We start from the raw sequence: 25017 nt of genomic DNA, 5'->3' as shown, positions 1-25017 counted from the left end.
CGGAAAATTCCACTGATGGCGGTATTCCCGTCATCGATCTCGCGTAGGTTCACGGCATGCCGCGCCCCCATTCCGCGCTCGTCGTCCTGCTCGTCGCCGCTTTCGTCATCCCCGTTTTCCCGGCCGTCGCGCCCGCCGCCGTCGCCACTGCCGCAGTCACGGGGGCCGTTTGCGACCACCAGCCCGCCCTCAACCCCCAGGCGCCGGCGGGCGCCGTGGTCGTCGACCCAGCCGTCGAGGGCGACCTGTCGGTGAAAACGCAGTCCGCGCCGCCGGGGACGACCTTCTGGCTGCCGCCGGGGACGCACCTGCTGGCCCCGGACCAGTTCGGCCAGGTCATCCCGAAGGACGGCGACATCTACCTCGGCGCGCCCGGCGCCGTGCTCGACGGCCGCTCGGTGAACCGCGCCGCTTTCACGCAGCAGGCCAAGGACGTCGTCATCCGCGGCCTCACCATCCAGAACTTCGTCGCCCCGCAGGACCAGGGCGTGGTCAACCACGACTCCGGCGCGCACTGGGTGATCGAGAACAACACCGTCCAGAACAACCGCGGCGCCGCGCTGATGGCCGGCGTCCGCCAGGAAGTGCGCGGCAACTGCCTGCGCGACAACGGGCAGTACGGCATGAACGCCTACCGCCCCGACAACGCGATCACCGGGCTGGTCGTCGAGGGCAACGAAATCTCCGGCAACAACGTCGACGACTGGGAAACGCGCAACCCCGGCTGCGGCTGCAGCGGCGGAATCAAATTCTGGGCCGTCGACGGCGCCGACGTGCGCGGCAACTGGATCCACCACAACCACGGCGCCGGCCTGTGGGCCGACACCAACGACAACGATTTCCTGATCGAGGACAACGTCATCGAGGACAATGACGCCGAAGCGATCTTCTACGAGATCAGCTACAACGCCGTCATCCGCCACAACGCCATCCGCCGCAACAACGTGGTGGCCGGCAGCCGGCGCGCGGCGCGCGGCGACAACTTCCCGTCGGCGGCGGTGTACCTCTCGGAGTCCGGCGGCGAACCGCGCGTCCCGGCCCGCACCGACGTCCTGGACATCTACGGCAACACGTTCGAGGACAACTGGTCGGCGATCACGCTGTGGGAGAACGCCGACCGCTTCTGCAACAGCCCGGCCAACACGTCGACGGCGAGCTGCACCAAGCTGGTCACCGACCGGACGCTGTGCTCGGCGCCGGGCATCGACGACGACCCGCTGTACGGCGACTGCCGCTGGAAGACCCAGCGGGTCGAGATCCACTCGAACACGTTCCGCTTCGACCCGGCCCGGCCGGGCTGCAACGGCCTGTGCGGGCGGATGGCGGTGGTGTCCAATTACGGCACGTACCCGGCGTGGTCCCCGTACCACGGCACCCTCGTCCAGGACGCGATCACCCACGACCAGGACAACTACTGGTACAGCAACGACTACTTCGGTCCCTGGACGTTCGTGGCCGGCGACACCTCCCGCAGCCTCACCCCGGACCAGTGGCAGAACGAGCCCTGGAACCAGGACGACTGCGCCTCCTTCGACGGCGTGACGCCCAACTGCTGAGTGTGACCGCGGCCACTCCGGCCGCGTGCAGCAGTCCGGCCCGCTCATGCGTCCCCAGGGGGTGGGTTTCGAAGAGTTCGTGGCGGAGCGGCTGGACGGGCTGCTGCGCTACGCCACCGTCCTGACGAACGACCCGCACCTCGCGCAGGACATCGTCCAGGACGTGCTGCTGCGCGCCCAGCAGCGCTGGGACGGCATCGCCTCGCCGCCGACCTACGTGCGGCGGATGGTCACCAACGAGTACCTCTCCTGGCGCCGGCGGGCGGTGCGGCGGATGGTGCCGAGCAGTCACGACGTCCTCGACGCGCTCGGCCCGCCGGCCGCCGACCCCTCGGCCGCCTACGACGAGCGCGACGCGATGCTCGGCCTGCTCGCCACGCTGCCCCGCAAGCAGCGCGCCGCGATCGTCCTGCGCTACTACGAGAGCTACTCCGACGCCGAGATCGCCGCCGTCCTGCGCTGCGGGACATCCACCGTGCGCAGCCAGATCTCCCGCGCCCTCGCCACCCTGCGCCAGGCGCCGCACCCCGCGGCACTCACCACCGGAGCCGGAGAATGACCCACCGCGAGCACGACACCGAGACGCTGATCCGGGAGAGCCTCGACCGCCTCGCCACCCGCGCCCCGGACGGCCGGGCGGTGCGGGACGCGCTGGCCCGCGCCGGGCGGCAGCGGCGTCCGGCGACGAAGCTGGCCCTGGTCGCCGCGGCGGTGGTCGTGCTGGTCGCCGGGGTCTTCGTGGGCACGCGGGCGATCACCACCACCCCGGACCTCGCCCCGGCCGCGAGCCGCCCGGTGCTCGGCTACAGCCCGGGCTGGCTGCCGGACGGCTTCACCGAGCAGTACCGCGAGGGCGGTCCCGGCATCACCCCGCAGGTCCGGCGGTGGTTCGCCGGTCCCGCGGAGGTCACGCTGTCGGTCTACTCGACCGCCGACCCCGAGTGGTCGCAGACCGAGCTGCGGATCGCGTCGATCCACGACCAGGTCCTGGTGCGCGGCCGCGTCGCCATGATCACCGGCGACACCGGGTCGACCGCGCTGATCACCTGGCTCGCCGACGACGACCACGTCCTGACCGCGCGGGTCGGCGGGGTCCCGGACGCCCGCCTGGTGGCCTTGCGGATCGCGCAAGGGGTCACCCCCGAACCGGTCGGCGTCCGCGGTGAGCTGCGCTTCGGCCCGCTCCCGGCAGGGCTGACCGAGCGCTCGGCGGCGGTCAAGGGCACCGGCCCGGCCGACGCGAGCACCGAGCTGACCGCGGCCGACCCGGCCCGGCCGGCGGAACCCGCCGTCCGCGTCACGGCGAGCGCGGGCTCCCCCGGGGTGGCCGGGGCCGCGCCGGTCACCGTCCGCGGTGGCCAGGGGTTCTTCACGGCGGGCACGGTCGCCGTCCGGCTGCCGTCCGGGCGCTGGCTGACGGTGTCGGGCGCGCGGCCGGAGAGCGAGCTGATCGCCGTCGCGGACGGCGTCCGGCTCGACCCCGCGCCCGACTACCGGTGGCTCGGCCGGGCTACCAGCTGACCATCGGGAACCAGATGATCCCGAGCCTCCCGAGCACGCGGACGTCCCAGTAGAGCAGCGTGAACGTGCCGCCGACGAGCAGCGCGGCACCGGTCACCGTGGCGATCCGGGCCGGCTTCGCCGCGAACCAGCGCTGCAGGCGGCCGCGCGTGGCGTAGGTGAGGATCAGGAACAGCACCGCCATGACGACGATGTTGCCGAGCGACTGCAGGGCGAACGCGGCGGCGCCGTAGAAGACGTTGTGCTGCTCGGCGGCGCTGCGGAACATGATCCGGAACAGCGGGTACGGCCGCCCGATGAGGAACCCGCCGATGAGCGCGCCCATCAGGACGTGCGGCGCCGCGGGGTGCCGCCGGGTGAAGGCCGCGAAGGGGTTGCGGAGGATGCCGAGCGCGACCAGGCCCATCAGCAGGAAGACGAGGCCGACGACGCCGAAGGCGACCATGGACTGGATGCTGCGCGGGCTCAGCCCGCTCGTCTGCGCGGTGGAGAACTGCGGCATGCCCGTGCCGACGAGCGCGACGACGACGCCGTAGGCGATCGAGACCGTGAGCATGCCCGCGGCGATCCAGCCGAGCGGCTTGAACGGGCTGCGCTTCTCGGCGGCCTGCCCGCCCACCAGCGGCGCGACCGCTCCGAACGCGGCGATGTTGCAGGCGGTGAACGAGCCGGCGAGCCCGGAGACGAACGCGAACAGCGTCCCGGCGAGGGCGCCGCTGATCGGCGTCGCTTTCGCGTCGTAGCCGAGGAGCCCGTTGGCGACGCTGTCGCCGATCACGGAGTCCACGAACGGCGCGGACCAGATGGCGGTCAGCCCGAACCCGGCCAGGACCGCGACGAGGGCGATCGCGGCGCGGCGCGCGGGGTACGGCCCTTCGCCGAAGAAACCTGCTTGAGGATGAACGGGGACTTCCTGCTTGACGGCCATCGACGTTCCCTCCAGTGAGCGGGCGCACAGCCCGACCCATGAATCGTCGCAAGACGGAGGGTTGGCGCGCTTCTGCCGTCATGCCCCATCGCGTTGCGCCGCCTGTCCCCTTGACTCCGGAAACTCATCGCGCGCAGAATTAAACACATGACTAATTCTGCGCTGGCGGTCACCGGCCTGCGGGTCCGGCGCGGTGGCCGGCTCGTGGTGCGCGACGTGAGCTTCGAGGTGCCGCGCGGGGCCGTCACCGGGCTGCTCGGCCCGAGCGGCTGCGGCAAGACGACCCTGATGCGGGCGATCGTCGGCGTCCAGATCGTCGAAGGCGGCACGGTCACCGTCCTCGGCCTGCCCGCCGGCAGCCCGCCGCTGCGGCGGCGGATCGGCTACGCGACGCAGAACCCGGCGATCTACGCCGATCTGACCGTCCGCGAGGCGCTCAGATACTTCGCCGCGGTGCTGCGCGCGCCGGCGTCCGATGTGGACAGAGTGATCGCCGAGGTCGGGCTCGCCGACCACGCCGGAAAGCTCGTCGGCTCGCTGTCGGGCGGCCAGCACAACCGGGCGAACCTCGCCGTCGCGCTGCTCGGCACCCCCGAGCTGCTGGTGCTCGACGAGCCGACCGTCGGGCTCGACCCGCTGCTGCGCGACGAGCTCTGGGCCCTGTTCCGCCGGCTCGCCGACGGCGGCGCCACGCTGCTGGTGTCCAGCCACGTCATGGACGAAGCCGCGCGCTGCGACCGTCTCCTGCTCATGCGCGAAGGCACGCTCCTGGCCGACGACGCGCCTGCGGTGTTGCGTGAGCGCACCGGCGCCGCCGATCTCGAAGGCGCCTTCCTGCACCTGGTGAGGGCCGCGTCGTGAACCCCGCGCTGACGCTCGCGACCACGCGGCGCATCCTCACCCAGCTGCGGCACGACCCGCGCACCGTCGTGATGCTGGTCCTGGTGCCGACACTGCTGATGATCCTGCTGCGGTACGTCTTCAACTCGACCCTGGTGTTCAGCCACGTCGCGCCCGCGCTGCTCGGCGTGTTCCCGTTCCTGATCATGTTCCTCATCGCGTCGATCACGACGTTGCGGGAGCGGACGACGGCCACCCTCGAACGCCTGATGACGCTGCCGATCGGCCGGCTCGACCTGCTCTTCGGCTACGCGCTGGCGTTCGGCGCGATCGCCGTCGTCCAGGTTTCGCTGGCGGCCGGCGTCTCACTGTGGTGGCTCGGGCTCGACCTCGCGGGGTCGGTCGGGATGCTGCTGGTGATCGCCGTCCTCGACGCGCTGCTGGGCATGGCGCTCGGGCTGTTCGTCAGCGCGTTCGCGCGCACCGAGTTCCAGGCCATCCAGTTCATGCCGGTGTTCGTGCTGCCGCAGATCCTGCTGTGCGGGCTGTTCGTGCCGCGCGGCGACATGGGCTGGCTGCTGCGGTGGCTCTCGGACGTCATGCCGCTGTCGTACGCGGTCGAGGCGCTGACCCGCGTCACGGCGTCGTCGACGGTGGACGCGGTGATCCTGCGCAACCTCGTCGTCGTGGCGTGCTGCGCGCTGCTGGCCCTGGTGCTCGGCGCGGCGACGCTGCGGCGCCGGACGCCGTGACTACCGTGGTGCCATGGCCTCCGAAACGGACCGGCTCGCCGCCGAGCGCTACGTCCTGCTGACCACGTTCCGCCGTGACGGGCGCGCGGTGCCGACCCCGATCTGGCTGGCGGGCGACGCGGGCGAGCTCGTGTTCTGGTCGGAACGCAAGGCCGGGAAGGTCAAGCGCATCCGCAACAGCGGGCGCGTCGAGGTCCAGGCGTGCGATCTGCGCGGGCAGAAGACGCACGGCGCCGTCGCCACCGGGCAGGCCCGGCTGCTGGACCTCGCGGAGACCGAGCGGGTCCGTCAGGTGATCGGCCGCAAGTACGGCATCATCGGGCGCGTCACGATGTTCTTTTCGAAGCTGCGCGGCCCGGCCGACCGGACGGTCGGGATCGCGGTCAAGCTGGACGGCTGAAGCTGCGGAACCCGCGGCGCAGGTAGTTCGGCAGCGCGTTCGGGTGGTCGAGCGTCGAGGTGTGCAGCCAGACCCTTTTCGTGCCCGGGAGTGCCCACGCGTCGGCGACGACGAGGGTGAGCGCGTAGCCGCCGAGCCCCTTGCCGACGAACTCGGGCAGCAGGCCGAAGGTGGTGATCTCGACGTCGGATTCGTTCTGCGGCTCGAAGTCGGCGGCCCCCGCGATTTCGCCGCGGTATTCGACGAGCCGGTACCGGCGGCCCGGTTCGGCGAGCCAGCGTGCCCAGTCTTCGTCGCTCCGCGTCGCGCTCGGCCACTGGTAGGGCGTCCCGATCCGCACGTGCAGGTCCTGGATGACCGGGCCGGGCTCGGTGGCTCTCAGCGTGACGCCGTCGACGACCGGCGCGGGGTTGAGCTGGTCGGCGGCGGTCATTTCGAGCTCGGTGACGATCTCTTCCACCCGCGGCAACCTACGGCTCCCGGAGCGTGCTGTCAGCCCCTTTTGGGCGGGTTAGGCCATCGCGCGCAAGGCGGCGCCGAGCGCGGCCGAGTCGTGGTCCGGCCCGCAGCCTTCGACGAGCACGAGATCGCCCGGGATGTGGTCGGCCCGCATGGACAGGATTTCCCGGTAGGCGGCGGAGTCGTACCACTGGTGGGCGGCGTCGAGGTCCGGGAACTCGATGACCACCAGGGTGCCGGGCCATTCGCCTTCCATGACCTCGACGGGCGAGCCGTGCACGACGAACTTGCCGCCGTAGGGGTCGAGCGTCGCCTGGATGCGTTCCAGGTACTGGAAGACCTCTTCGTGGAGCACGGCGGGCGGGCGCAGGTGGGCGAGTCCGTAGGCGGTCATGGTGATCCTTTCGTTGTCGTGAAAGGAATCCTGCCGCCTGGCGTGCGTGGCGTCGATTACGCCGGAGGTAATGCTCAGACCTTCGCGACCGCGGCAAGAGCCTCCGGCAACGTGAACGCCCCCGCGTACAGCGCCTTACCCACGATGGACCCCTCGACCCCATCGGCAGCCAGCCCCGCCAGCGAGACGAGGTCGTCCACACTGGACACCCCGCCCGAAGCGATCACCGGCGCGTCCGTGCGCGCGACGACGTCGCGCAGCAGGTCGAGGTTCGGGCCCTTCAACGTGCCGTCCTTGCTCACGTCCGTCACCACGTAGCGGGACGCGCCGTCGCGGTCCAGGCGCTCCAGGACCTCCCACAGGTCGCCGCCGTCCGAGGTCCAGCCGCGGGCCGACAGGCGGTGGCCCGCCTCGGTGATCCGCACGTCCAGGCCGATCGCCACGCGGTCGCCGTACTCGCCGATCACGCGCGCGGTCCACTCCGGGTCCTCGAGCGCGGCCGTGCCGAGGTTGACGCGGCGGGCGCCGGTCGCCAGCGCGGCCTTCAGCGACGCGTCGTCGCGGATGCCGCCCGAGAGCTCCACCTGCACGTCGAGCCGGCCGACGACGTCGGCGAGCAGCTCGCGGTTGCTGCCCTTGCCGAACGCGGCGTCGAGGTCGACCAGGTGGATCCACTCGGCGCCGTCGCGCTCCCAGGCGAGCGCCGCTTCGAGCGGGCTGCCATAGGAGGTCTCGGTGCCGGCCTCGCCCTGGACGAGTCGCACGGCCTGGCCATCGGCCACATCAACGGCGGGAAGCAGCGTGAAAGTCACGCCGGTAACTCTAAAGCGGAGACCCGCGTCACCCGGTCAGAGGGTCGCGAGCCAGTTCTTCAGCAGCTTCGCGCCCGCGTCGCCGGACTTCTCGGGGTGGAACTGCGTGGCCCAGAGCGGCCCGTTCTCGACCGCCGCGACGAAGTCTTCGCCGTGGTTGGCCCAGGTCACCTTCGGCTCCTGGCCGATGCCTGATTCCAGCTCCCACTTGCGCGCGGCGTAGGAGTGCACGAAGTAGAACCGCTCGTCCGGGTCGAGCCCGGCGAACAGCTGCGAGTCCGCGGGCGCGCGCACGGTGTTCCAGCCCATGTGCGGCAGGACGTCGGCGTGAAGCCGGTCGACGACCCCCGGCCACTCCCCCGTGCCCTCGGTCTCCTCGCCGTGCTCGACACCGCGGGAGAACAGGATCTGCATGCCGACGCAGATGCCGAGCACCGGACGGCCGCCGGCGAGGCGCTTGCCGATGATCCGGTGGCCCTTGACGTCGAGGAGCCCCGCCATGCACGCCGAGTAGGCGCCGACGCCGGGCACGACCAGGCCGTCGGCCTCGATCGCGGCATGCGGGTCGGCGGTGACCTCGACTTCGGCCCCGGCGCGCGCCACAGCGCGTTCGGCGGAGCGGAGGTTGCCGGAACCGTAGTCGAGGATCACCACACGAGACACGCCACCCAGCGTAGCCGGAGGGCTCAGCGGCGCTCGAACGAATAGACGTCCGTCACGGTGTTGCACGGCGCCGGCGGCACGACCTCGACGCGCAGCACGCCGGCGTCGTAGTCGACGCCCTCCGGCGTGAACGTGCCGGTGCAGGTGCTGACCAGCGGGACCTGGCTGACTTCGCGCACCTTCGCGGTGACGTCGTGGCCGTTCAGGGGCCGCGGGAGGTCGATCTGCAGGAGCTGCAGGTTGGTCGGGAACAGGTCGTTGTACGGGTCGCTCGTCGCGCAGATCAGGCGCGTCGGGCTCACGAAGTCGCAGCCCTGGGCGCTGCGGATGTGGTGGTCGAGGTGGATGCGGGCGGCGACGGGCAGGTCGCCGGCGGTCTTCGGGCCGCGGGGGTTGAGGAACGGCGTCGGGGAGACGTAGAGGCGGTCGATCTCGCCGAGCGGGCCGGAGACGAGCCACTGGCCGTCGGGGGTGGCCGCGACCTGGGCGTTGGCGTTCACGGCGGGCTCGTCGGGCAGCAACGGGTGGACGAACTCCGTCGTCGTGCCGTCGGGCTTCGTGACCAGGTACATCTTCTTGGTGGGCGTCGGGGTGACGGTGTCCTGGTAGACGTCGAAGACGTAGCCGCGCAGCGAGTCCGGGTCGCCGACGTGGCCCCAGCCCTCGTCCTTGAGCGGCTGCGGGATGGTGGCGCCGTTGCGGTAGACGATCTCCGGCGCGTGGCCGGGCAGGCGCAGCGTGGTGAGGCCCTCGCCGCTGACCCGGTTCTCGGCGGTCGTGTGGCCGACCTGGCGCCAGGCGGACTCGTGCGCCGTGGCGACGCCGGTGGCGGTGAGCAGGGCGGCGGTGGTGAGGGCGAGCAGACTGGCCGCGCGCATGTGCGCTCCTCGGGAGTTGAGGCGGTGGCGGCGGCGACGCGATTCTGCCACGGGGCGGTCACGCGCCGGAAGAATCTTGGAGAAGGACGTTTCATCGTCCCGCTCGCCGGGTATCAAGTCACCCGATCGTGTGGGCTGAGCCCGCGCGACCGGACGCCAGGGAGGCGAAGATGGCCGAGGACGATCTGCTGTCCCAGATGCTGCACGCCTGGCGTGACGACATCGAGAGCGTGCCGTTTCCGCAGTTCGGCGAGCTGCTGATCCCGCGCCAGCAGGTCCGCCCGCGGTGCACGCCGTCGACGTCTGCTGTCCGCGTGACGAACGCCACGCACAAGACAGACGCCTGACTGTGGTTTCCTGCGGGGGCCGCATCGACGCGTCCCCCGGGAGCCCTCATGAGCAGCCGCACCCCTGACCCGCACGACTTCCTCGACCTCGAAGCCGGGCTCGCCGAAGAGGAGCGCGGCATCCGCGACGCCGTCCGCGCGTACGCGAAGGACAACCTGCTGGACCAGGTCGCGGACTGGTACGAGTCGGGCTCGCTGCCGGCCGCCGAGCTGGCCAAGGGCTTCGGCTCGCTGGGGCTGCTGGGCATGCACCTGGAGGGCTACGGCTGCGCCGGCACCAGCGCGGTCGCGTACGGGATCGCGTGCCGGGAGCTCGAAGCCGTCGACTCGGGGTTGCGGAGCTTCGTATCGGTGCAGGGGTCGCTGGCGATGTACGCGATCCACAAGTGGGGCAGCGAGGAGCAGCGGCAGGAGTGGCTGCCGCGGATGGCCACGGGCGACGCGCTGGGCTGCTTCGGCCTGACCGAGCCGGACGCGGGCAGCGACCCGGGCTCGATGCGGACGCGCGCGGTGCGCGACGGGTCCGACTGGGTGCTGTCGGGCACGAAGATGTGGATCACCAACGGAACGGTCGCGGACGTCGCGGTGGTCTGGGCCCAGACCGACGACGGGATCCGCGGCTTCGTCGTCCCGACGTCGACCCCGGGGTTCACGGCCAACGAGGTCAAGCACAAGCTGTCGCTGCGGGCGTCCTTGACGGCGGAGCTGGTCCTGGACGGCGTCCGGCTGCCGTCGTCGGCGGCGTTCCCCGAGGTCCGGGGCTTGCGCGGGCCGCTGTCGTGCCTGAACGAAGCGCGCTACGGGATCTTGTTCGGCGTGGTCGGCGCGGCGCGCGCGTGTTACGAGGCGGCGCTGGAGTACACGCTGTCGCGGTCGCAGTTCGGCAAGCCGCTGGCGGGGTTCCAGCTGACGCAGCGCAAGCTGGCGGACCTGCTGGTGGAGGTCAACCGGGCCGGCCTGGTGGCGTTGCAGATCGGGCGGTTGAAGGACGCGGGGACGTTGCACCACAACCACGTGAGCTTCGGCAAGATGGCGAACGTGCGATCGGCTCTTGACGCGGCCCGCTCGGCACGTTCGATGCTGGGTGCGAACGGGATTTCGCTGGAGTACCCGGTGATGCGCCACATGGCGAACCTGGAGACGGTCCTGACGTACGAGGGCACGGAGGAGATGCACGCGCTGTCGCTCGGCCAGGCGGTGACGGGCCTGGCGGCGTTCCGCTGATTTTTGTCGGTGGTGGTCTCTAGTGTGCGGGTCGTGGACTTTTCATCGTTCGAGACGGTGCTGGAGCTGCGCCGCTACACCCTGCACCCGGGGCGCCGGGATGAGTTGATCGCGCTGTTCGAGCGCGAGTTCGTGGAGCCGCAGGAGGCGGTCGGGGCGCATCTGTTCGGGCTGTTCCGGAGTTCGGTTTCGCCGGACGAGTTCGTGTGGCTGCGGGGGTTCTCTTCTCTTGCTGCTCGCGCTGATGCGCTTTCCGCGTTCTACTTCGGGCCGGTGTGGCGTCGCTTCCGGGCCGAAGCCAACGCGACGATGGTGGACTCGGACAATGTGATGCTGCTGCGTCCGGTCGTGCGCGGGTTGGCTTCGCCTCCACCAGGGTCGGGCGTGCACGTCTCCTTGGAGGCATCGCCGTCGGCTTTCGCGGTGTTCGAGACGGAGCCTGGGCCGAACAACTTCCCGCAGCTGCCGGTGCGCACGGACGGGCCGTTCACGGTGTCGTTCAGCCGTTCGCCTTCTCCCGGCTCCGAGTTCCTGGAGCCGACTTCGCGGTCATTGCTCCGATGAGAGCAGTTCGGTGAGCCCGTTGGGGTAGAGGATCTTGCGGCCGTCCCGGAAGTCGGCCAGCGGCACCCAGATCGCGGTGGCGGGATCGTCGAGGATCTTCATCTCGTCGTTGGCGTAGACGGCGGGGTCGACGAACTCGGCTTCGTAGACGAAGGCGATCTCGTGCCCGGGGTTGCCCCGCCAGGTGAAGACGTTCTCGAGGACGCCTCGGAGTTCACCGACCTTGATCTCGGCGTCGAGTTCCTCGCGAAACTCACGCTTGAGGGCTTCATCGCTGCGTTCGCCGAACTCGACCCCACCCCCGAGGGGCCGGTAGTAGGTCTCGCCTTTGACGTCATCGCGCCCTTCGAAGACAAGGATGTGATCACGCCGCCGAACCAGGCCGAGCGCGATCGGCCGAATACTGGACCCCATACCGGCCACGCTATCGGCCCGCGGCTCGCGAAGCACCACCCAGCCGAGCCAGCCGATCCCAGCGGCGAGGAGGGCCCCGAAGGCAACCCAGGCCCAGCCGGCCCCGAACACCCCGGCCACGGCGATCACGACGATCCCGACAGCGGGCACCGCCCAGGGCGAGAAGCCCATCACCACCTCGTCCCGACTTGTCGACTAGGCCTGAATGCTGACCTAACATGGTCGAATCCTGGAGGGCGGGGTGAGGCGGATGCGGACTCTGCGGCTCGTCCTCGCCCTAGCTCGCGTGCAGTCCAGGCTCGGAACGACCAACGCTCCCCTGACTCCCCCCGGCGAAGGTCCGCGCAAGGGGCCGGGCCGATGCCCAAAGCACCGCACCATCCTCGAGAAGCACATCAGGGGTTACTGGTGTTCGGAATGTGAGCGCTACATACCGAAGAATTCGCGCCTGCCATGACCTCGCCGTCCATGCCGGATGCCGCGGTCGGGCTGGGTGCCCGAATCGGCCGCTACTTCAGCGTGGTGAGCATGCTGCCCGCGCTGTTCCTGAACGCCTGGACCTTCGCGCTCGTCGCGAGCGGCGCTTGGTCCGGCGTCCCGGACCTCGGGAAGATGGTTCGGGGACTGACCACCGTGAGCCTCGGTGGGGTTGCGTGGCTCATCTTGTCCACCGTGATCATGGCACTGTTCCTGCACCCGCTCCAGCTCGCGATGACCCGCCTGTTCGAGGGCTACTGGGGAAGCTCCCGGTTGGCGACCTCACTGCTGCGGAACCGCATCACGCACTACCGGAAGCGCGTCGAACGGATCAAGCGCCGGCAGGAGCGCCTGCGGCAACGGCGCGACAAGGTACTGACGAAGGCGGTCGCCGCCAGGTATCTCCGCGAACTGGCCGACGACCCGTCGACTGCCGACGATCCGGCGAAGTGGGACCAAGCTCGGCTGGAAACCGAACTGGAAGACATCGTGTCCAGCCGCAACGCTCACGCGGCGAGTGGCGCGCACGCCGCGCTGGCGTCGATCCCGCACTACCTGGCGCGCTATCCGGAGCCAGGTCGCATGATGCCCACCCGGCTCGGCAACGCGCTGCGCACCGCCGAGGACTCGATAGGCCGGCAATATGCGCTCGACGCGATCCGGACGACTCCGTACATCGCCCTGATCGCATCGGATTCGCACCTGAACTACCTCCAGGACACCAGGCAGCAGATGGACACGTCCGTTCGGCTGTGCGTGGTCGCACTCCTGGCCACCACGAAACGTTCGGGTTCCTCTTCACGGACGGCTGGTGGCTGCTCGTCGCGCTGGGGCCGTACTTTCTCGCCTACGTCGCGTATCGCGCCTCCGTGGCCGCGGCCGACGAGTACATGGGGATCGTGCGCACGGTGCTGGACCTCAACCGGTTCAAGCTGTATGAAAGCCTCCACCTGAAGGCACCGCGGAGTTCCAAGGCCGAGCGCAAGAACAACGCGAAGCTGATGAACCTGCTGAGTGGCGACGAAGAAGTCGATCTACGGTACGAACATCCCGCTGCCGATACCGCCGCCGCTCCTGCTAATCCCCCAGGAAATCCCTGATCGACAGCCTCAACGATCCCGCGTCCAGCCCATGAGCCAAGTCGTGGTCTGGGATTTCTCCGTATGTTCGGACCTCCGCATCCCTCCGCACCCCCAACGACTTCAACCGGTGCGGCACGTCCGACAGAGCCTCCGACACCCAATGAGCCGAAGTCCCCGCTAGGTAAGGCTCGACGAGCACCACCGAAGGCGAAGCCGAAAGCACCGCAGACCGAAGGCCAGCCGAGTCGAAAGGCCGGATCGTCGACGCATACAACACCGTCACATCCAGCCCGGCGCAAGCCCGAAGCACCCGGTCCAACACCGGGCCCACAGCAACAACCACACCCGAAGAACCGAACCGCAGCCGAGTGAAACCAACGCCGAGATGCGGCGCAGCATTCGTCTGCGCCGACAACCGCAGATAAACACGGCCGTCTCCAGGGATCGACTCCAATAACAACCGACGGACCTCGGAAGCATGCCCCGGCACGTGAACCGTCCACCCCGGCAACGAATCGATCAAAGCAACGTCCCCAGGTGACTGATGCGTCCGCCCCGCGGCCGACATGTCGTACGAAGCCCCGTACGACACCAGCACCCCTCCCACCTCCTGGTGCGAAAAGTCCAGCTTGATCTGCTCGAACGCACGCTCCACCAAAAACGACGGAAAAGTGTGCACAATCGGCCGCAACCCGGCCAACGCCAGCCCCGCCCCCGTGCTCACCAGCAACTGCTCGCGGATCCCGACGTTGACGACTCGATCAGGGTGACGCTGGGCCGCACCCGACAACTGGGCCACCGAAATGTCCGCCAACACCACCGCCACGTCCGGGTCCGCGTCCAAGATCTCCTCCGTGACGCGGAGAAACGTCTCCCTCATCAAAGCTCCTTCGGCTCGACGACGGCGACCACGGCCAACGGCCGGCCGGGATGCGGCGCGGTGAACGCCGTGTACAGCGAAGCGTGGTCGCGGCCGGATACCGTGCGCGTCTCCCAGCCCTCCAGCTCGAAGCGGCGTCCTATTCCTCCCGGCCACCCTCGCGTCGACGACTGGTTGTCGATCACCACCGTTGTCAAGTTTTCCAAGCCCGAACGCGCCGCGACCACGATCGCCTCGTGGTTGGAACCCTCGTCCAGCTCCGCGTCACCCACCAGCGTCACCACCTTCGACACCAGGCCGCGGGCTCGCAGGCCCAGCGCCGTTCCCAAAGCGAGAGGCAGGCCGTGGCCCAAGGAGCCACTCGAGATCTCGACGCCCGGGACGCGGCGGCGGTCCGGGTGGCGGCCCAAGCGGGACAGCGCGTTCGACCACGTCGGCAGCTCCGCCTCCTCCAGGAAGCCCTTCACCGTCAGCACCGCGTAGTACGCCATCGGGCCGTGTCCTTTGGACAGCAGGAACCGGTCGCGGTTCGGTGACCGGAAATTGGCCGGCGTGATGTCGAGCACGCGGTCGTAGAGCACCCACAAAACGTCCACAGTGGACTCCGCGGCGGCTTGGTGCTTGTCGTCGCCGGTCATCAGGGAAATCAGGCGGGGCAGGTCCGCGTAGCCCGGTTCGGTCGCAGTGGTCATGTCTCCGACCATGCAACCTCGACTAAACTCGAAGTCAAGGATAGCCTGAGCAGGTGACGAGGCTCGCTGAACATCTCAGCATCGGACAGGTCGCCGACCGCAGCGGGGTGCCGCACACGGCACTGCGGTTCTACGAGGAAAAGGGGCTGATCAGCTCGGAGCGGTCGGCGGGCAACCAGCGCCGCTACCCGCGCTCGGTGCTGCGCCGGATCGCGTTCATCCGCGCCGCGCAACGCGTCGGGCTCTCCCTCGAAGACATCAGTTCCGCGCTGAAGACGCTGCCCGCCGACCACGCCCCGACGAAGGCCGACTGGGCACGGCTGTCCCGCGACTGGCAGCACGAGCTCGACGCCCGCATCGACGCCCTGCAACGCCTCCGCGACCGGCTCACCGGCTGCGTCGGCTGCGGGTGCCTGTCCCTGCGCAGCTGCGCGCTCTACAACAACGACGACGCGCTGGCCCGCTTCGGGCCGGGAGCGAGCAAGCTGCGTCCCGCGGTCGAGGGCGGCATCTAAATCGCTTGCCCGCCGCGGGATCCTGAGCAGGAAATGAACGAGAAAGAAACGACCCGCATCTCCAAGCGGCTGTCACTGCACCTGCGCCACGATCCCGCCGCCATCGGCCTCACGCTCAGCCCGGACGGCTGGGCCCCGGTGGACGCGCTCCTGCGCGCGCTCGCGATCACCCGCGAGCAACTCGACGAAGTCGTCGAGACGAACAACAAGCGCCGTTTCGCCTTCGACGAGACCGGCACGCGCATCCGCGCCAGCCAGGGCCACAGCGTCGACGTCGACCTCGGGCTGGCGGACGCCGTCCCGCCGGAAGTCCTCTACCACGGGACCGTCGCGAAGTTCCTCGACGCGATCCTGCGCGAGGGCCTGCGTCCGATGAAGCGCCACGCCGTCCACCTCTCGGCGACGGTCGACACCGCGCGCACCGTCGGCGCCCGGCGCGGAAAGCCGGTGATCCTGCGCGTCGACGCCGCGGGGATGACCGCCGCGGGACACGCGTTCCAGGTGAGCGCGAACGACGTGTGGCTGACGGCCGCGGTGCCGCCGGAGTACCTGTACCGCGTCGGCTGAAAGCTAGGGCGTCACCGAAACGAGGCCGCGGCGGCGCGGCCGGCCCAGCAGGCGGCGGCCCACGTCCAGCAGCTCCGTGCGCAGCTCGTCGTCGCTCAGCCGGGCCAGGTCGGGGGAACCGCCGGCCATCGCGATGCCCGTCAGCGTCACCATCGCGTTGACCCGGGCCGCCGGCGTCGGGTCCGGGCCGGACAGGATGCCGAGCAGCGCCTGGCCGAAGCCCTCCATGCCGCCGTGCGCCGACTTCTCGATCGCGCGGGCGATCCCGGGGTCGCTGGAGAACAGCGCCACCAGCGCGCGGTGCCGGATCACCAGGTCGACGAACCCCTCCAGCAGCAGGTCCACCTGCGCGCCGCGGCGCTTCTGCGCGGCCGCGCGCAGCACCAGCTCGTCCAGGTCGCGCACACCGGGCTCGGCCACCGCCTCGGTGATCTCCGCCTTCGTCTTGAAGTGGTAGTAGACCGCGGCCTTGGTGACCCCCAGCGCGTCGGCGATCATCTGCAGCGACGTGCCCTCGACGCCGTGTTCGGTGAACAGCCGCAGCGCGGTCTGCAGCAGTCGGGTCCGGGTGTCCCCGTCCGGGCCGGCGGTCATTCTTCCTCCTCAGCGAGCCGTCGGAGCGTACGTCACGCCCTGTCGATCGGCAAACCGACTACTAGCCGATCGGCTGGGATAAACCTTGCTGTTCGGCAAGTCACATACTTGCCGATCGGCTTGGAGGTGTCCTTGCCGATCGGCTAGCTTGGTCAGTAATCATTTGGAGTGAACCGACCCCGTTCGGGCGAAACGGAGCTGACTCGTGGCGACCTTCCTGTACCGGCTCGGCCGGGCGTCCTTCCGACGGCGAGCGCTGGTCGCCGCCGTCTGGGCGGCCGTCCTCGTGGCGCTCGGGCTCGGCGCCCTCACGCTGTCCGGCCAGCTGTCGAACTCGGTGACGATCCCCGGCACCGAGTCGCAGCGGGCCGTCGACCAGCTGACCGCGAAGTTCCCGCAGGCCAACGCCGGTGGCGCCACCGCGCGCGTCGTCATCGAAGCCCCGGCGGGCACCACGGTCACCGACGCCAAGGGCAAGGCCGCGGTCGAGGCCCTGGTCGGGCAGCTGAAGACGGCGTCGAAGGTCTCCGCCGTCGTCGACCCGTTCCAGGCGCAGTCGATCTCGCCCGACAAGCGCGTCGCGCTCGCCCAGGTCAGCTACGGCGCGAAGGCGTACGAACTCACCGAGAGCGACCGCGCCGCCCTCCAAAAACCCGCCGAAGAGGCCCGCGCGGCCGGGTTCACCGTCGAGTTCGGCGGCGACGCCGTGCAGGGCGTCCCCGAAACCGGCGCGACCGAGGGCTTGGGCGTCGCGGTAGCGGCCGTCGTGCTGATCATCACCTTCGGCTCGCTGGTCGCCGCCGGGATCCCGCTGCTCACCGCGCTGATCGGCGTCGGCACCGGGATGGCGGGCATCTTCCTCGCGTCCGGGTTCCTGGAGCTGAACTCGAACACGCCGATCCTCGCGCTGATGATCGGGCTGGCCGTCGGCATCGACTACGCGCTGTTCATCGTCTCGCGCTACCGGCACGAGCTGAGCCTCGGCCGCGAGCCCGAGGAAGCCGCCGGCCGCGCGGTCGGCACGGCCGGATCGGCCGTCGTGTTCGCCGGGCTGACCGTCATCATCGCGCTGGCCGGGCTGACCGTCGTCGGCATCCCGTTCCTCGGCCAGATGGGCGTCGCCGCGGCCGTGACCGTCGCGGTCGCCGTGCTCATCGCCCTGACGCTGCTGCCCGCCGTCCTCGGCTTCGCCGGTGCCCGGGTGGCCGGGGGCCGCATCCGGCTGCGCCGCAAGCCGGTCGAAACGACGCACGGCGAGCGCTGGGCGCGGTTCGTCGCCCGCCACCGGATCCCCGTGCTGCTCGTCGCGCTGGCCGGGATGGCCGTCGTCGCGCTGCCCGCGCTCGGCATGCAGCTCGGCCTGCCCAACGACAGCACCGCCGCACCCGAGTCGACGCAGAAGAAGGCGTACGACATCGCCAGCCGCAGCTTCGGCGAAGGCTCCAACGGGCCGCTGCTGGTCGTCGTCGACACCGGCGCGAGCACCAACCGCCAGGCCGCGCTCGGCCAGGCCGCGGCCGACATCCAGAAGCTGCCCGACGTCGCCGCCGTCACCCCGGCGCGGGTCAACCAGACCGGTGACACGGCGTTGCTCACGGTGATCCCGAAGAGCGGGCCGAGCAGCACCCAGACCGAGGACCTGGTCGCCGCGATCCGCGGCGAATCCGGCGTCTTGGAGAACGCGACGGGCGCGAAGCTGGCCGTCACCGGGCAGACCGCGGCGAACATCGACGTCTCGGCGAAGCTGTCCGACGCGATGCTCCCCTACCTGGCGCTGATCGTCGGGCTGGCGTTCGTGCTGCTGATGCTGGTGTTCCGGTCGGTGGTGGTGCCGCTGAAGGCGACGATCGGCTTCCTCGGCTCGGTCGCGGCGACGTTCGGCGCGGTGGTCGCGGTGTTCCAGTGGGGCTGGCTGACGGACCTGCTGGGCGTCACGTCGACCGGGCCGATCATGAGCATGCTGCCGATCCTGCTGATCGGTGTCCTCTTCGGACTGGCGATGGACTACCAGGTGTTCCTGGTGACGCGGATGCGCGAGGAGCACGTGCACGGCGCGGAGCCGCAGGAAGCGATGGTGACCGGCTTCCGCCACGGCGCGCGGGTGGTCGTCGCGGCGGCGCTGATCATGATCAGCGTGTTCGCCGGGTTCATCCTGGCCGAGTCGGCGCTGATCCAGTCGATCGGCTTCGCGCTGGCGTTCGGCGTGCTGGTGGACGCGTTCGTGGTCCGGATGACGCTGGTGCCGGCGGTGATGTCCCTGCTGGGCCGCGGCGCGTGGTGGCTGCCGAAGTGGCTGGACCGGATCCTGCCGGACGTGGACGTCGAGGGCGAGAAGCTCACGAAGCACCTGGACGCCGCGCCCGATGACGACGAGCGCGAGCTGGTCGGCGCGAGCCACTAGCCCGTGGCCGGTGCGGGAACGCCGTCGAGGAGGATCACCGGGAACACCCGGTCGGTGTTCCGCTCGTAGGCGGACGCGCCGTCGGAAACCGTGCGGTAGAGGCGGTCGCGTTCTTCGCCGGTCGTCACGACGGCCCGGGCCTGGTAAGTGCCGTCGCCGAGCTCGACCGTCACCGCCGGGTCGGCGCGGAGGTTGTGGAACCAGGCCGGGTGCCGGGGAGCGCCCGCCTTGGAACCGACCACGAAGACGCGGCCCCGGTCGTCGACCGCGAAGCCGAGCGGCACCGTCGTCCGCCGTCCGGTGCGCGCCCCCGTCGTGGTCAGCAGCAGGATCGGGAACGGTGGCCGGGCGACCGTGCCGTGGTTGGCGCGGAACTCGCTGATGACGCTTTCGTTGTACGCCCGGAACTCCTCGTCGGCCGGCACAGGGGTTCTCGTGGCGGGAAGGCCGAAGCTCGCGACCAGGGCGGGACCGCCGGGGAAGACGGTGATCCGGGCGATCCCGGCCGGGGTGGCCTCGAGCACGGCGACCCCGAGGGCCTCGTGGGTTCCGTCGGCGGTGCGGTGGTAGGTGGCCGCGGCGGGGTGGCCGTTCGCGCGGGTCGGGGTCATCAGCCAGTCGCCGGGCGTGCCGAGCACGTGCGCCAGGTAGCGCAGGCAGCGCACCTTGCCGGAGAACCAGGTCCGCGTGCCCACCAGCTCGATCGCGGCGTCGGTGCGCAGCGCTTTCTCGAGGGCGGCCAGATCGGCGTTTTCGAACCCCGCGATGTACTGGCGCAGCAGCTCCCGGGCGCGCGGGTCGGCCGGTTCGACGACGTCGTCGGGCGACGGCGAGATCTCGTCGAGCCGGGCGCGGGCGCGTTGCAGGGTGCTCTTGACCGCGGCGACCGAGACGTCGAGCATGGCCGCGACCTCGGCGGCGCTGAACCCCAGCACCTCCCGGAGCAGGAGGACGGCTCGCTGCCGGGCGGGCAGGTACTGCAGAGCGGCGACGAGCGCGAGCCGCACGCCGTCCCGCGCGGCGGGGTCGCTCACCAGGGCGTCCGGGACCGGCCCCAGCCAGGCCACCTCCAGCGCCGCCGGGATCGGGGCGTCGGGATCGTCGGCCGGACCGCCCAGACCGGACGGCAACGCCCGCCTGCCGCTTCGGTCGAGCGCCGACAGGCAGGCGTTGGTCGCGATCCGGTGGAGCCAGGTGCGCAGCGACGAGCGGCCCTGGAAGGTGCCGTACGCCTGCCAGGCCCGCAGGTACGTCTCCTGCACCAGGTCCGCCGCGTCGTCGGCCGAGCCGACCATGCGGTAGCAGTGCGCGAGCAGCTCACGCCGGAACGGTTCGGCCCGCCGGGCGAACTCGTCCGGCCACTCCGTCGTCGTCATGCAGTGCAGACTGCCGGCGACGGCGAAAGGAACCGGTCAGCTCATGAACCAGAAGATGGCGCCGCCGATGGCGAGCAGGGCCGCGACGCCGAGCACCACCGCCATGAACTTGGCCGTCTTCCACGTCGAATAGACGCCGCCCACCAGGAAGCCACCCAGGGCGAGCAACAGGACGCCCACCACTCCGTTGTTCACAGAACGCCCTTCGTGGACGGGATGCCGCCCGCCCTCGGGTCCGGCTCCGTCGCCGCCCGCAACGCGCGGGCCACCGCCTTGTACTCCGCTTCCGCGATGTGGTGCGGGTCGCGGCCGTGGATCACCCGCACGTGCAGGGCGATCTGCGCGTGGAACGACAGCGAGTCGAACACGTGCCGCGTCAGCACGAACGGGTAGTTGCCGCCGATCGTGAACGTGTTGAACTGCTCCGGCTCGCCGGTGTGCACGCAGTACGGCCGCCCCGAGACGTCGATCGCCGCGTGGGCCAGCGTTTCGTCCATCGGGATCCACGCGTCGCCGAAGCGGCGGATCCCGCTCTTGTCGCCCAGCGCCTGGCGGATCGCCTGGCCCAGCACGATCGCCGTGTCCTCGACCGTGTGGTGCGCGTCGATGTGGATGTCGCCCGTCGCCTCGACCTTCAGGTCCAGCGAGCCGTGGACGCCGAACGCCGTCAGCATGTGGTCGTAGAACGGCACGCCGGTCGAGATCTCGACCTCGCCCGTGCCGTCGAGGTCCAGCTGGACGGCGATCGAGGACTCCTTGGTGGTCCGTTCGACCTTGCCGATGCGGGTCATCGCGAGACTTCCTTACTCGCCTCGAGGAAGGCGTCGTTCTCCTCCGGGGTGCCGATGCTCACGCGCAGGTGGCCCGGGATACCCGGGTCGCGGACCAGCACCCCCTTGTCCAAATAGGACTGCCAAGCCGCGTGCGGGTCGCTGAACCGTCCGAAGAGGACGAAGTTCGAGTCGCTCGGCACCGGGTCGTACCCCAGTCCCGCCAACGCTTCCACGACGCGGTCGCGTTCGGCCGCCAGCTTGTGCACACTGTCCAAAGTGGCGTCCGCGTGCCGCAGCGCCGCCCGCGCCGCGGCCTGCGTCAGCCGCGACAGGTGGTACGGCAGCCGCACGAGCTGCAGCGCGTCGACCACCGCCGGGGCCGCCGCCAGGTAACCGAGCCGGCCGCCCGCGAACGCGAACGCCTTGCTCATCGTGCGCGAGACGATCAAGCGCGCCGGGTAGTCCGCCAGCAGCTCCACCGCGCTCGGCTGCGAGGAAAACTCCGCGTACGCCTCGTCGACGACCACGATCCCGGTGGCCACGTCCAACAGCGCACGCAGCTCGGAAAGCGGGATCGAACCGCCCGTCGGGTTGTTCGGGCTCGTGACGAACACGATGTCCGGACGACGGTCCGAGATGACCGCGGCCGCCGCGGCCGTGTCGAGCGTGAAGTCGTCCCGGCGCGGCGCCGGGACCCACTCGGTGCGCGTGCCGGACGCGATGATCGGGTGCATCGAGTACGACGGCTCGAACCCCAGCGCGCTGCGCCCCGGCCCGCCGAAAGCCTGCAGGATCTGCTGCAGCACCTCGTTCGACCCGTTGGCGGCCCACACGTTCGCCTCCGACAGCACCACCCGCGTCGACACGCTCAGGTAGTCGGCCAGGTCCTGGCGCAGCGCCAGGGCGTCGCGGTCCGGGTAGCGGTGCAGCTCGGCGGCCTCCGCACGGACGGCTTCGGCCACGTCCGCGACCAGCTCGGGCGGCGGCGGGTACGGGTTTTCGTTGGTGTTGAGCCGGACCGGGACGTCCAGCTGCGGCGCCCCGTACGGCGTCTTGCCGCGCAGGTCGTCGCGCAGCGGCAGCGCGTCCAGCGTGACCTCTTCGCCGATCGTCATCGGACCGAACCTCCGAAGCGCGCGGTGACGGCCTCGCCGTGCGCGGGCAGATCCTCGGCATTCGCCAGCGCGACGACGCGGCCGGCGACCTCGCGCAGCGCGTCCTCGGAGTAGTCCACGACGTGGATGCCCTTGAGGAAGCTCTGCACGGACAGGCCCGAGGAGTGGCGGGCGAACCCGCCGGTGGGCAGGACGTGGTTGGAGCCGGCGCAGTAGTCGCCCAGCGACACCGGGGCGTACGCGCCGACGAAGATCGCGCCCGCGTTGCGGACCCGGGCGGCGACCGCGCGCGCGTCCGCCGTCTGGATCTCCAGGTGCTCGGCGGCGTAGGCGTCGACGACGCGCAGCCCGTCGTCCACTGTGGACACCAGGATGACGCCGGACTGCTTGCCCGCCAGCGCTTCGGCGACGCGCTCGGTGTGCTTCGTCGCGGCGACGCGGTTCACCAGCTCCTTGTCGACGGCGTCGGCCAGCTCGACCGAGGTCGTGACCAGCACGCTCGCCGCGAGGGGGTCGTGCTCGGCCTGGCTGATCAGGTCGGCGGCCACGTGCACCGGGTCGGCCGTCTCGTCGGCGAGGATCGCGATCTCGGTGGGGCCCGCCTCGGCGTCGATGCCGATCAGGCCGCGCAGGAGCCGCTTGGCCGCGGTGAGGTAGATGTTGCCGGGGCCGGTGACGATGTCGACGGGGGCGAGCTCGGCGCCGTCGGTGTCCGTGCCGCCGTACGCGAGCAGCGCGACGGCCTGCGCGCCGCCGGCCGCCCACACCTCGTCGACGCCGAGCAGCTCGGCCGCGGCGAGGATGGTCGGGTGCGGCAAGCCGTCGAAGGCGGCCTGCGGCGGCGAGCAGACGACCAGGGAGCCGACGCCGGCGATCTGCGCCGGGACGACGTTCATCACGACGGTCGAGGGGTACACGGCCAGGCCGCCCGGCGCGTACAGCCCGACGCGCTCGACCGGGACCCACTTCTCGGTGACCGTGCCGCCGTCGACGACCGTGGTCGTGACGTCGGTGCGGCGCTGCTCGGCGTGCACCTTCCGGGCGCGGGCGATCGACTCCTCCAGCGCGGCGCGCACGGCCGGGTCCAGCTCCGCCAGCGCCTTCGTCAGCGCAGCGCGCGGCACCCGCACGGATGCGGGCCGCACCTTGTCGAACTTCTCGGTGTACTCGAGGACGGCTTCGACACCGCGGTCACGGACCGCCTCGACCACCGGGCGCACGTGGTGCAGCGCCGCGTCCACGTCGTATTCGGCGCGTGGGAGCGTGGTGCGCAGTTCGGCGGCGGTCGGGACCTGCCCGCGCAGGTCGGTGCGGTTCAACATGCCCCCCAGGGTACGAGGTCACGCCCAGCGGCTTTTCAGCGATACTCCCCGGTGACGGCCGATCCCAGCATGCAGGAGGCAGCGGTGGCGCGAATCGCGTTGTGCCAGGTCAACTCGGGTGACGATCCGGAGGCGAACCTGAAGCTGATTCGCTCCGGCGTCGAGGCCGCGGTGGCCGACGGCGCGCGGATCGTCGTGTTCCCGGAGGCGACGATGGCGCGGTTCGGCCGTCCCCTGGCGCCGGTCGCGGAGGAGCTCGACGGGCCGTGGGCGTCGGCGGTGGCCGCGGTGGCGGCCGAGCACGACGTCGTGGTCGTCGCCGGCATGTTCACCCCGGCCGACGAGGGCCGGGTGCGCAACACGCTGCTGGTCACCGGCCGCGGGCAGCACCGCGGCTACGACAAGATCCACCTCTACGACGCGTTCGGCTTCGCGGAGTCGGACACGGTCGCGCCCGGTGCTTCGGTGACCACCTTCGAGCTGGACGGCGTCGTCTACGGCGTCGCGACCTGCTACGACGTGCGCTTCCCGGAGCTGTTCCGCGCGCTGGCCGACGACGGCGCCGACGTCGTGCTGCTGCCGGCGTCCTGGGGCGCGGGCGAGGGCAAGCGCGAGCAGTGGGAGGTGCTGGTGCGGGCGCGGGCCCTCGACTCGGGCTGCTGGGTGCTGGCGTGCGGCCAGGCCGACCCGGCGGCGACGGGGCTCTCGGTGAACCCGAAGGCGCCGACCGGGATCGGGTACTCACTGGTCGCGGACGGCTTCGGCCGGGTGCGGGCCGCCGCGGGCGCGGGCCCGGAGACGCTGGTGGTGGACGTGGACCCGGCCGTGTCGGCCAAGGCCCGCACGGCGACGGGAGCCCTGGCCAACCGCCGGCTCTAGCTGTGGTGTCCGGCGTCGAGCAAGGCTGGACCTGCACCGCAGCGGCGAAGATATTCATGATCGCCGCTCAGACCGCCGCGAAACAGGCCCAACGCGGCCGCGCCGAAGGCTTGGCCGCGATGACCGGCCGCAGCTGCCGTCCGCACCACAGCCCTGCCCGCACACCGAGCGCCTGGTCCGGGTGATCGTGCGGCTGCGGTGGCGGCAACGGCCGGGCCCGGTCCGGATCGGCGGCCGGCTCGGCCGCTACCGCAATCCCAAGGTCGAGACTGCCTTCGTGCACACGGTGCTCGACGACCACTCCCGCGTCGCCGACGCCGAGACCCATTCCGACGAGACCGCTGTCACTGCCGTCGCGGTGCCGCGCCGGGCGGTGGCCTGGTTCACCGCCCGCGGCATCAGCGTCGAGCGGGTCCTGCCGGACAACGGGTCGGCCTACCGGTCTCACGCCTGGCGCGGCAGCTGCGCCGAGCTGGGCATCACCCCGAAACGGACCCGGCCTCACCGGTCGCAGACCAACGGCAAGATCGCCCCCCACAGCTCAACCGGCGGCAAGCCGCCAGTCACCCGGCTGACCAACCTCCCCGGACAT

The 25017-nt window shown here is 70.8% G+C and carries 31 protein-coding genes and 1 pseudogene; 17 read left to right on the top strand and 15 right to left on the bottom strand.

Translation table 11 applies throughout. The features are described from left to right. Positions 1-56 precede the first annotated feature (56 nt). Genes ACIRSS_RS00635 through ACIRSS_RS00625 form a run of 3 tightly spaced genes read left to right on the top strand, consistent with a single transcriptional unit; the run spans position 57 to position 3077 of the window. A complete protein-coding gene (locus ACIRSS_RS00635; protein ID WP_400888989.1) occupies positions 57-1556 on the top strand; it encodes a right-handed parallel beta-helix repeat-containing protein in 1500 nt (499 codons plus the stop codon). Between the two features lie 46 nt (positions 1557-1602). Beyond that, complete coding sequence (locus ACIRSS_RS00630) at positions 1603-2115, top strand: RNA polymerase sigma factor (protein ID WP_400893309.1); 513 nt, start codon at positions 1603-1605, stop codon at positions 2113-2115. Beyond that, on the top strand, positions 2112-3077 hold the full coding sequence (locus ACIRSS_RS00625; protein WP_400888986.1) for a hypothetical protein: 966 nt from the start codon (positions 2112-2114) through the stop codon (positions 3075-3077). Before ACIRSS_RS00630 ends, ACIRSS_RS00625 begins: the two co-directional genes overlap by 4 nt. Here ACIRSS_RS00625 and ACIRSS_RS00620 read toward each other — a convergent pair. After that, on the bottom strand, positions 3067-4005 hold the full coding sequence (locus ACIRSS_RS00620) for a hypothetical protein (protein ID WP_400888984.1): 939 nt from the start codon (positions 4003-4005) through the stop codon (positions 3067-3069). The two genes, ACIRSS_RS00625 and ACIRSS_RS00620, sit on opposite strands and share 11 nt — an antisense overlap. Positions 4006-4152: 147 nt before the next feature. On the opposite strand from ACIRSS_RS00620, the gene ACIRSS_RS00615 reads away from it, so the two are divergent. Genes ACIRSS_RS00615 through ACIRSS_RS00605 form a run of 3 tightly spaced genes read left to right on the top strand, consistent with a single transcriptional unit; the run spans position 4153 to position 5997 of the window. After that, positions 4153-4866 carry an ABC transporter ATP-binding protein gene (locus ACIRSS_RS00615; protein WP_400888981.1) on the top strand — a complete coding sequence of 238 codons (714 nt, stop codon included), beginning with the start codon at positions 4153-4155 and terminating at the stop codon, positions 4864-4866. Then, the gene (locus ACIRSS_RS00610; protein WP_372668801.1) at positions 4863-5597 is read left to right on the top strand and encodes an ABC transporter permease; all 735 of its coding nucleotides are present in this window, start codon (positions 4863-4865) and stop codon (positions 5595-5597) included. The genes ACIRSS_RS00615 and ACIRSS_RS00610 overlap by 4 nt, the downstream gene beginning before the upstream one ends. Positions 5598-5610: 13 nt before the next feature. Next, positions 5611-5997, top strand: a complete 387-nt coding sequence (locus tag ACIRSS_RS00605; RefSeq protein WP_400888977.1) for a PPOX class F420-dependent oxidoreductase — start codon at positions 5611-5613, stop codon at positions 5995-5997. Here the strand turns inward: ACIRSS_RS00605 and ACIRSS_RS00600 are convergent. The 5 genes from ACIRSS_RS00600 to ACIRSS_RS00580 all read right to left on the bottom strand — a co-directional run bounded on the left by ACIRSS_RS00600 (position 5981) and on the right by ACIRSS_RS00580 (position 9203). Then, the gene (locus ACIRSS_RS00600) at positions 5981-6457 is read right to left on the bottom strand and encodes a GNAT family N-acetyltransferase (protein WP_400888974.1); all 477 of its coding nucleotides are present in this window, start codon (positions 6455-6457) and stop codon (positions 5981-5983) included. The two genes, ACIRSS_RS00605 and ACIRSS_RS00600, sit on opposite strands and share 17 nt — an antisense overlap. Positions 6458-6508: 51 nt before the next feature. Next, positions 6509-6850 carry a DUF1330 domain-containing protein gene (locus ACIRSS_RS00595; RefSeq protein ID WP_400888972.1) on the bottom strand — a complete coding sequence of 114 codons (342 nt, stop codon included), beginning with the start codon at positions 6848-6850 and terminating at the stop codon, positions 6509-6511. Positions 6851-6924: 74 nt separating this feature from the next. Then, positions 6925-7662 (bottom strand): bifunctional 1-(5-phosphoribosyl)-5-((5-phosphoribosylamino)methylideneamino)imidazole-4-carboxamide isomerase/phosphoribosylanthranilate isomerase PriA, encoded by a 738-nt coding sequence (priA, locus tag ACIRSS_RS00590; protein ID WP_400888969.1) that lies wholly within the window; start codon positions 7660-7662, stop codon positions 6925-6927. A gap of 36 nt (positions 7663-7698) precedes the next feature. Beyond that, entirely contained in the window at positions 7699-8316 is a 618-nt protein-coding gene (hisH, locus tag ACIRSS_RS00585; protein ID WP_400893307.1) for an imidazole glycerol phosphate synthase subunit HisH, read from the bottom strand. 32 nt (positions 8317-8348) lie between these two features. Beyond that, the gene (locus ACIRSS_RS00580; RefSeq protein WP_400888967.1) at positions 8349-9203 is read right to left on the bottom strand and encodes a hypothetical protein; all 855 of its coding nucleotides are present in this window, start codon (positions 9201-9203) and stop codon (positions 8349-8351) included. 170 nt (positions 9204-9373) lie between these two features. On the opposite strand from ACIRSS_RS00580, the gene ACIRSS_RS00575 reads away from it, so the two are divergent. From ACIRSS_RS00575 to ACIRSS_RS00565, 3 genes are read left to right on the top strand one after another with little or no spacing between them, the layout of a single operon-like run. Then, complete coding sequence (locus ACIRSS_RS00575; protein WP_400888964.1) at positions 9374-9550, top strand: hypothetical protein; 177 nt, start codon at positions 9374-9376, stop codon at positions 9548-9550. A 48-nt stretch (positions 9551-9598) separates the two neighbouring features. Next, a complete protein-coding gene (locus ACIRSS_RS00570) occupies positions 9599-10774 on the top strand; it encodes an acyl-CoA dehydrogenase family protein (protein ID WP_400888962.1) in 1176 nt (391 codons plus the stop codon). Positions 10775-10798: 24 nt separating this feature from the next. Then, positions 10799-11338, top strand: coding sequence for an NIPSNAP family protein (locus tag ACIRSS_RS00565; RefSeq protein ID WP_400888960.1), 540 nt, complete (start codon positions 10799-10801; stop codon positions 11336-11338). Here the strand turns inward: ACIRSS_RS00565 and ACIRSS_RS00560 are convergent. Continuing rightward, positions 11324-11923, bottom strand: coding sequence for an NUDIX hydrolase (locus ACIRSS_RS00560; protein WP_400888957.1), 600 nt, complete (start codon positions 11921-11923; stop codon positions 11324-11326). The genes ACIRSS_RS00565 and ACIRSS_RS00560 overlap by 15 nt on opposite strands. 282 nt (positions 11924-12205) lie before the next feature. Between ACIRSS_RS00560 and ACIRSS_RS00555 the strand changes: the two genes are divergently transcribed. Then, positions 12206-13183, top strand: a complete 978-nt coding sequence (locus tag ACIRSS_RS00555; protein WP_400888955.1) for a hypothetical protein — start codon at positions 12206-12208, stop codon at positions 13181-13183. Then, positions 13129-13329, top strand: a complete 201-nt coding sequence (locus ACIRSS_RS00550) for a hypothetical protein (protein WP_400888952.1) — start codon at positions 13129-13131, stop codon at positions 13327-13329. The genes ACIRSS_RS00555 and ACIRSS_RS00550 overlap by 55 nt, the downstream gene beginning before the upstream one ends. Here ACIRSS_RS00550 and ACIRSS_RS00545 read toward each other — a convergent pair. Beyond that, on the bottom strand, positions 13307-14191 hold the full coding sequence (locus tag ACIRSS_RS00545) for a transketolase family protein (RefSeq protein ID WP_400888950.1): 885 nt from the start codon (positions 14189-14191) through the stop codon (positions 13307-13309). The genes ACIRSS_RS00550 and ACIRSS_RS00545 overlap by 23 nt on opposite strands. Next, positions 14191-14883, bottom strand: a complete 693-nt coding sequence (locus ACIRSS_RS00540; RefSeq protein ID WP_400888947.1) for a thiamine pyrophosphate-dependent enzyme — start codon at positions 14881-14883, stop codon at positions 14191-14193. The genes ACIRSS_RS00545 and ACIRSS_RS00540 overlap by 1 nt, the downstream gene beginning before the upstream one ends. 53 nt (positions 14884-14936) lie before the next feature. Here ACIRSS_RS00540 and soxR point away from each other — a divergent pair, with 53 nt between their 5' ends. Further along, positions 14937-15398, top strand: coding sequence for a redox-sensitive transcriptional activator SoxR (gene soxR / locus ACIRSS_RS00535; protein WP_400881227.1), 462 nt, complete (start codon positions 14937-14939; stop codon positions 15396-15398). A gap of 33 nt (positions 15399-15431) precedes the next feature. Next, on the top strand, positions 15432-15965 hold the full coding sequence (locus ACIRSS_RS00530; RefSeq protein ID WP_400888944.1) for an RNA 2'-phosphotransferase: 534 nt from the start codon (positions 15432-15434) through the stop codon (positions 15963-15965). Positions 15966-15968: 3 nt separating this feature from the next. On the opposite strand, the gene ACIRSS_RS00525 is transcribed toward ACIRSS_RS00530, so the two are convergent. Continuing rightward, complete coding sequence (locus tag ACIRSS_RS00525; protein ID WP_400888941.1) at positions 15969-16559, bottom strand: TetR/AcrR family transcriptional regulator; 591 nt, start codon at positions 16557-16559, stop codon at positions 15969-15971. A gap of 205 nt (positions 16560-16764) precedes the next feature. Between ACIRSS_RS00525 and ACIRSS_RS00520 the strand changes: the two genes are divergently transcribed. Then, entirely contained in the window at positions 16765-18960 is a 2196-nt protein-coding gene (locus ACIRSS_RS00520; RefSeq protein ID WP_400888938.1) for an MMPL family transporter, read from the top strand. Here ACIRSS_RS00520 and ACIRSS_RS00515 read toward each other — a convergent pair. Genes ACIRSS_RS00515 through hisD form a run of 5 tightly spaced genes read right to left on the bottom strand, consistent with a single transcriptional unit; the run spans position 18957 to position 23546 of the window. Further along, entirely contained in the window at positions 18957-20336 is a 1380-nt protein-coding gene (locus ACIRSS_RS00515) for an RNA polymerase subunit sigma-70 (protein WP_400888935.1), read from the bottom strand. The genes ACIRSS_RS00520 and ACIRSS_RS00515 overlap by 4 nt on opposite strands. A 36-nt stretch (positions 20337-20372) precedes the next feature. Continuing rightward, on the bottom strand, positions 20373-20531 hold the full coding sequence (locus ACIRSS_RS00510) for a hypothetical protein (protein WP_400888932.1): 159 nt from the start codon (positions 20529-20531) through the stop codon (positions 20373-20375). Beyond that, on the bottom strand, positions 20528-21127 hold the full coding sequence (gene hisB, locus ACIRSS_RS00505) for an imidazoleglycerol-phosphate dehydratase HisB (RefSeq protein ID WP_400888929.1): 600 nt from the start codon (positions 21125-21127) through the stop codon (positions 20528-20530). Before hisB ends, ACIRSS_RS00510 begins: the two co-directional genes overlap by 4 nt. After that, positions 21124-22224, bottom strand: a complete 1101-nt coding sequence (locus ACIRSS_RS00500) for a histidinol-phosphate transaminase (RefSeq protein WP_400888927.1) — start codon at positions 22222-22224, stop codon at positions 21124-21126. The genes hisB and ACIRSS_RS00500 overlap by 4 nt, the downstream gene beginning before the upstream one ends. Beyond that, the gene (gene hisD, locus ACIRSS_RS00495; RefSeq protein ID WP_400888924.1) at positions 22221-23546 is read right to left on the bottom strand and encodes a histidinol dehydrogenase; all 1326 of its coding nucleotides are present in this window, start codon (positions 23544-23546) and stop codon (positions 22221-22223) included. The genes ACIRSS_RS00500 and hisD overlap by 4 nt, the downstream gene beginning before the upstream one ends. An 84-nt stretch (positions 23547-23630) precedes the next feature. Between hisD and ACIRSS_RS00490 the strand changes: the two genes are divergently transcribed. From ACIRSS_RS00490 to ACIRSS_RS00480, 3 genes and pseudogenes are all read left to right on the top strand, one after another. Then, positions 23631-24425 (top strand): carbon-nitrogen hydrolase family protein, encoded by a 795-nt coding sequence (locus ACIRSS_RS00490; RefSeq protein ID WP_400888921.1) that lies wholly within the window; start codon positions 23631-23633, stop codon positions 24423-24425. A gap of 2 nt (positions 24426-24427) precedes the next feature. After that, a complete protein-coding gene (locus tag ACIRSS_RS00485; protein ID WP_400888918.1) occupies positions 24428-24610 on the top strand; it encodes a leucine zipper domain-containing protein in 183 nt (60 codons plus the stop codon). A gap of 47 nt (positions 24611-24657) precedes the next feature. Further along, positions 24658-25014: pseudogene (locus ACIRSS_RS00480) on the top strand (DDE-type integrase/transposase/recombinase); the annotation flags it as partial. Between the last annotated feature and the right edge of the window lie 3 nt (positions 25015-25017).

Origin of the sequence: Amycolatopsis sp. NPDC101161 (assembly GCF_044768185.1) — a bacterium.
GTDB lineage: Bacteria > Actinomycetota > Actinomycetes > Mycobacteriales > Pseudonocardiaceae > Amycolatopsis.
Note: the sequence above shows the minus strand (reverse complement) of the source record. Positions and strands in the feature narration are given on the sequence as shown.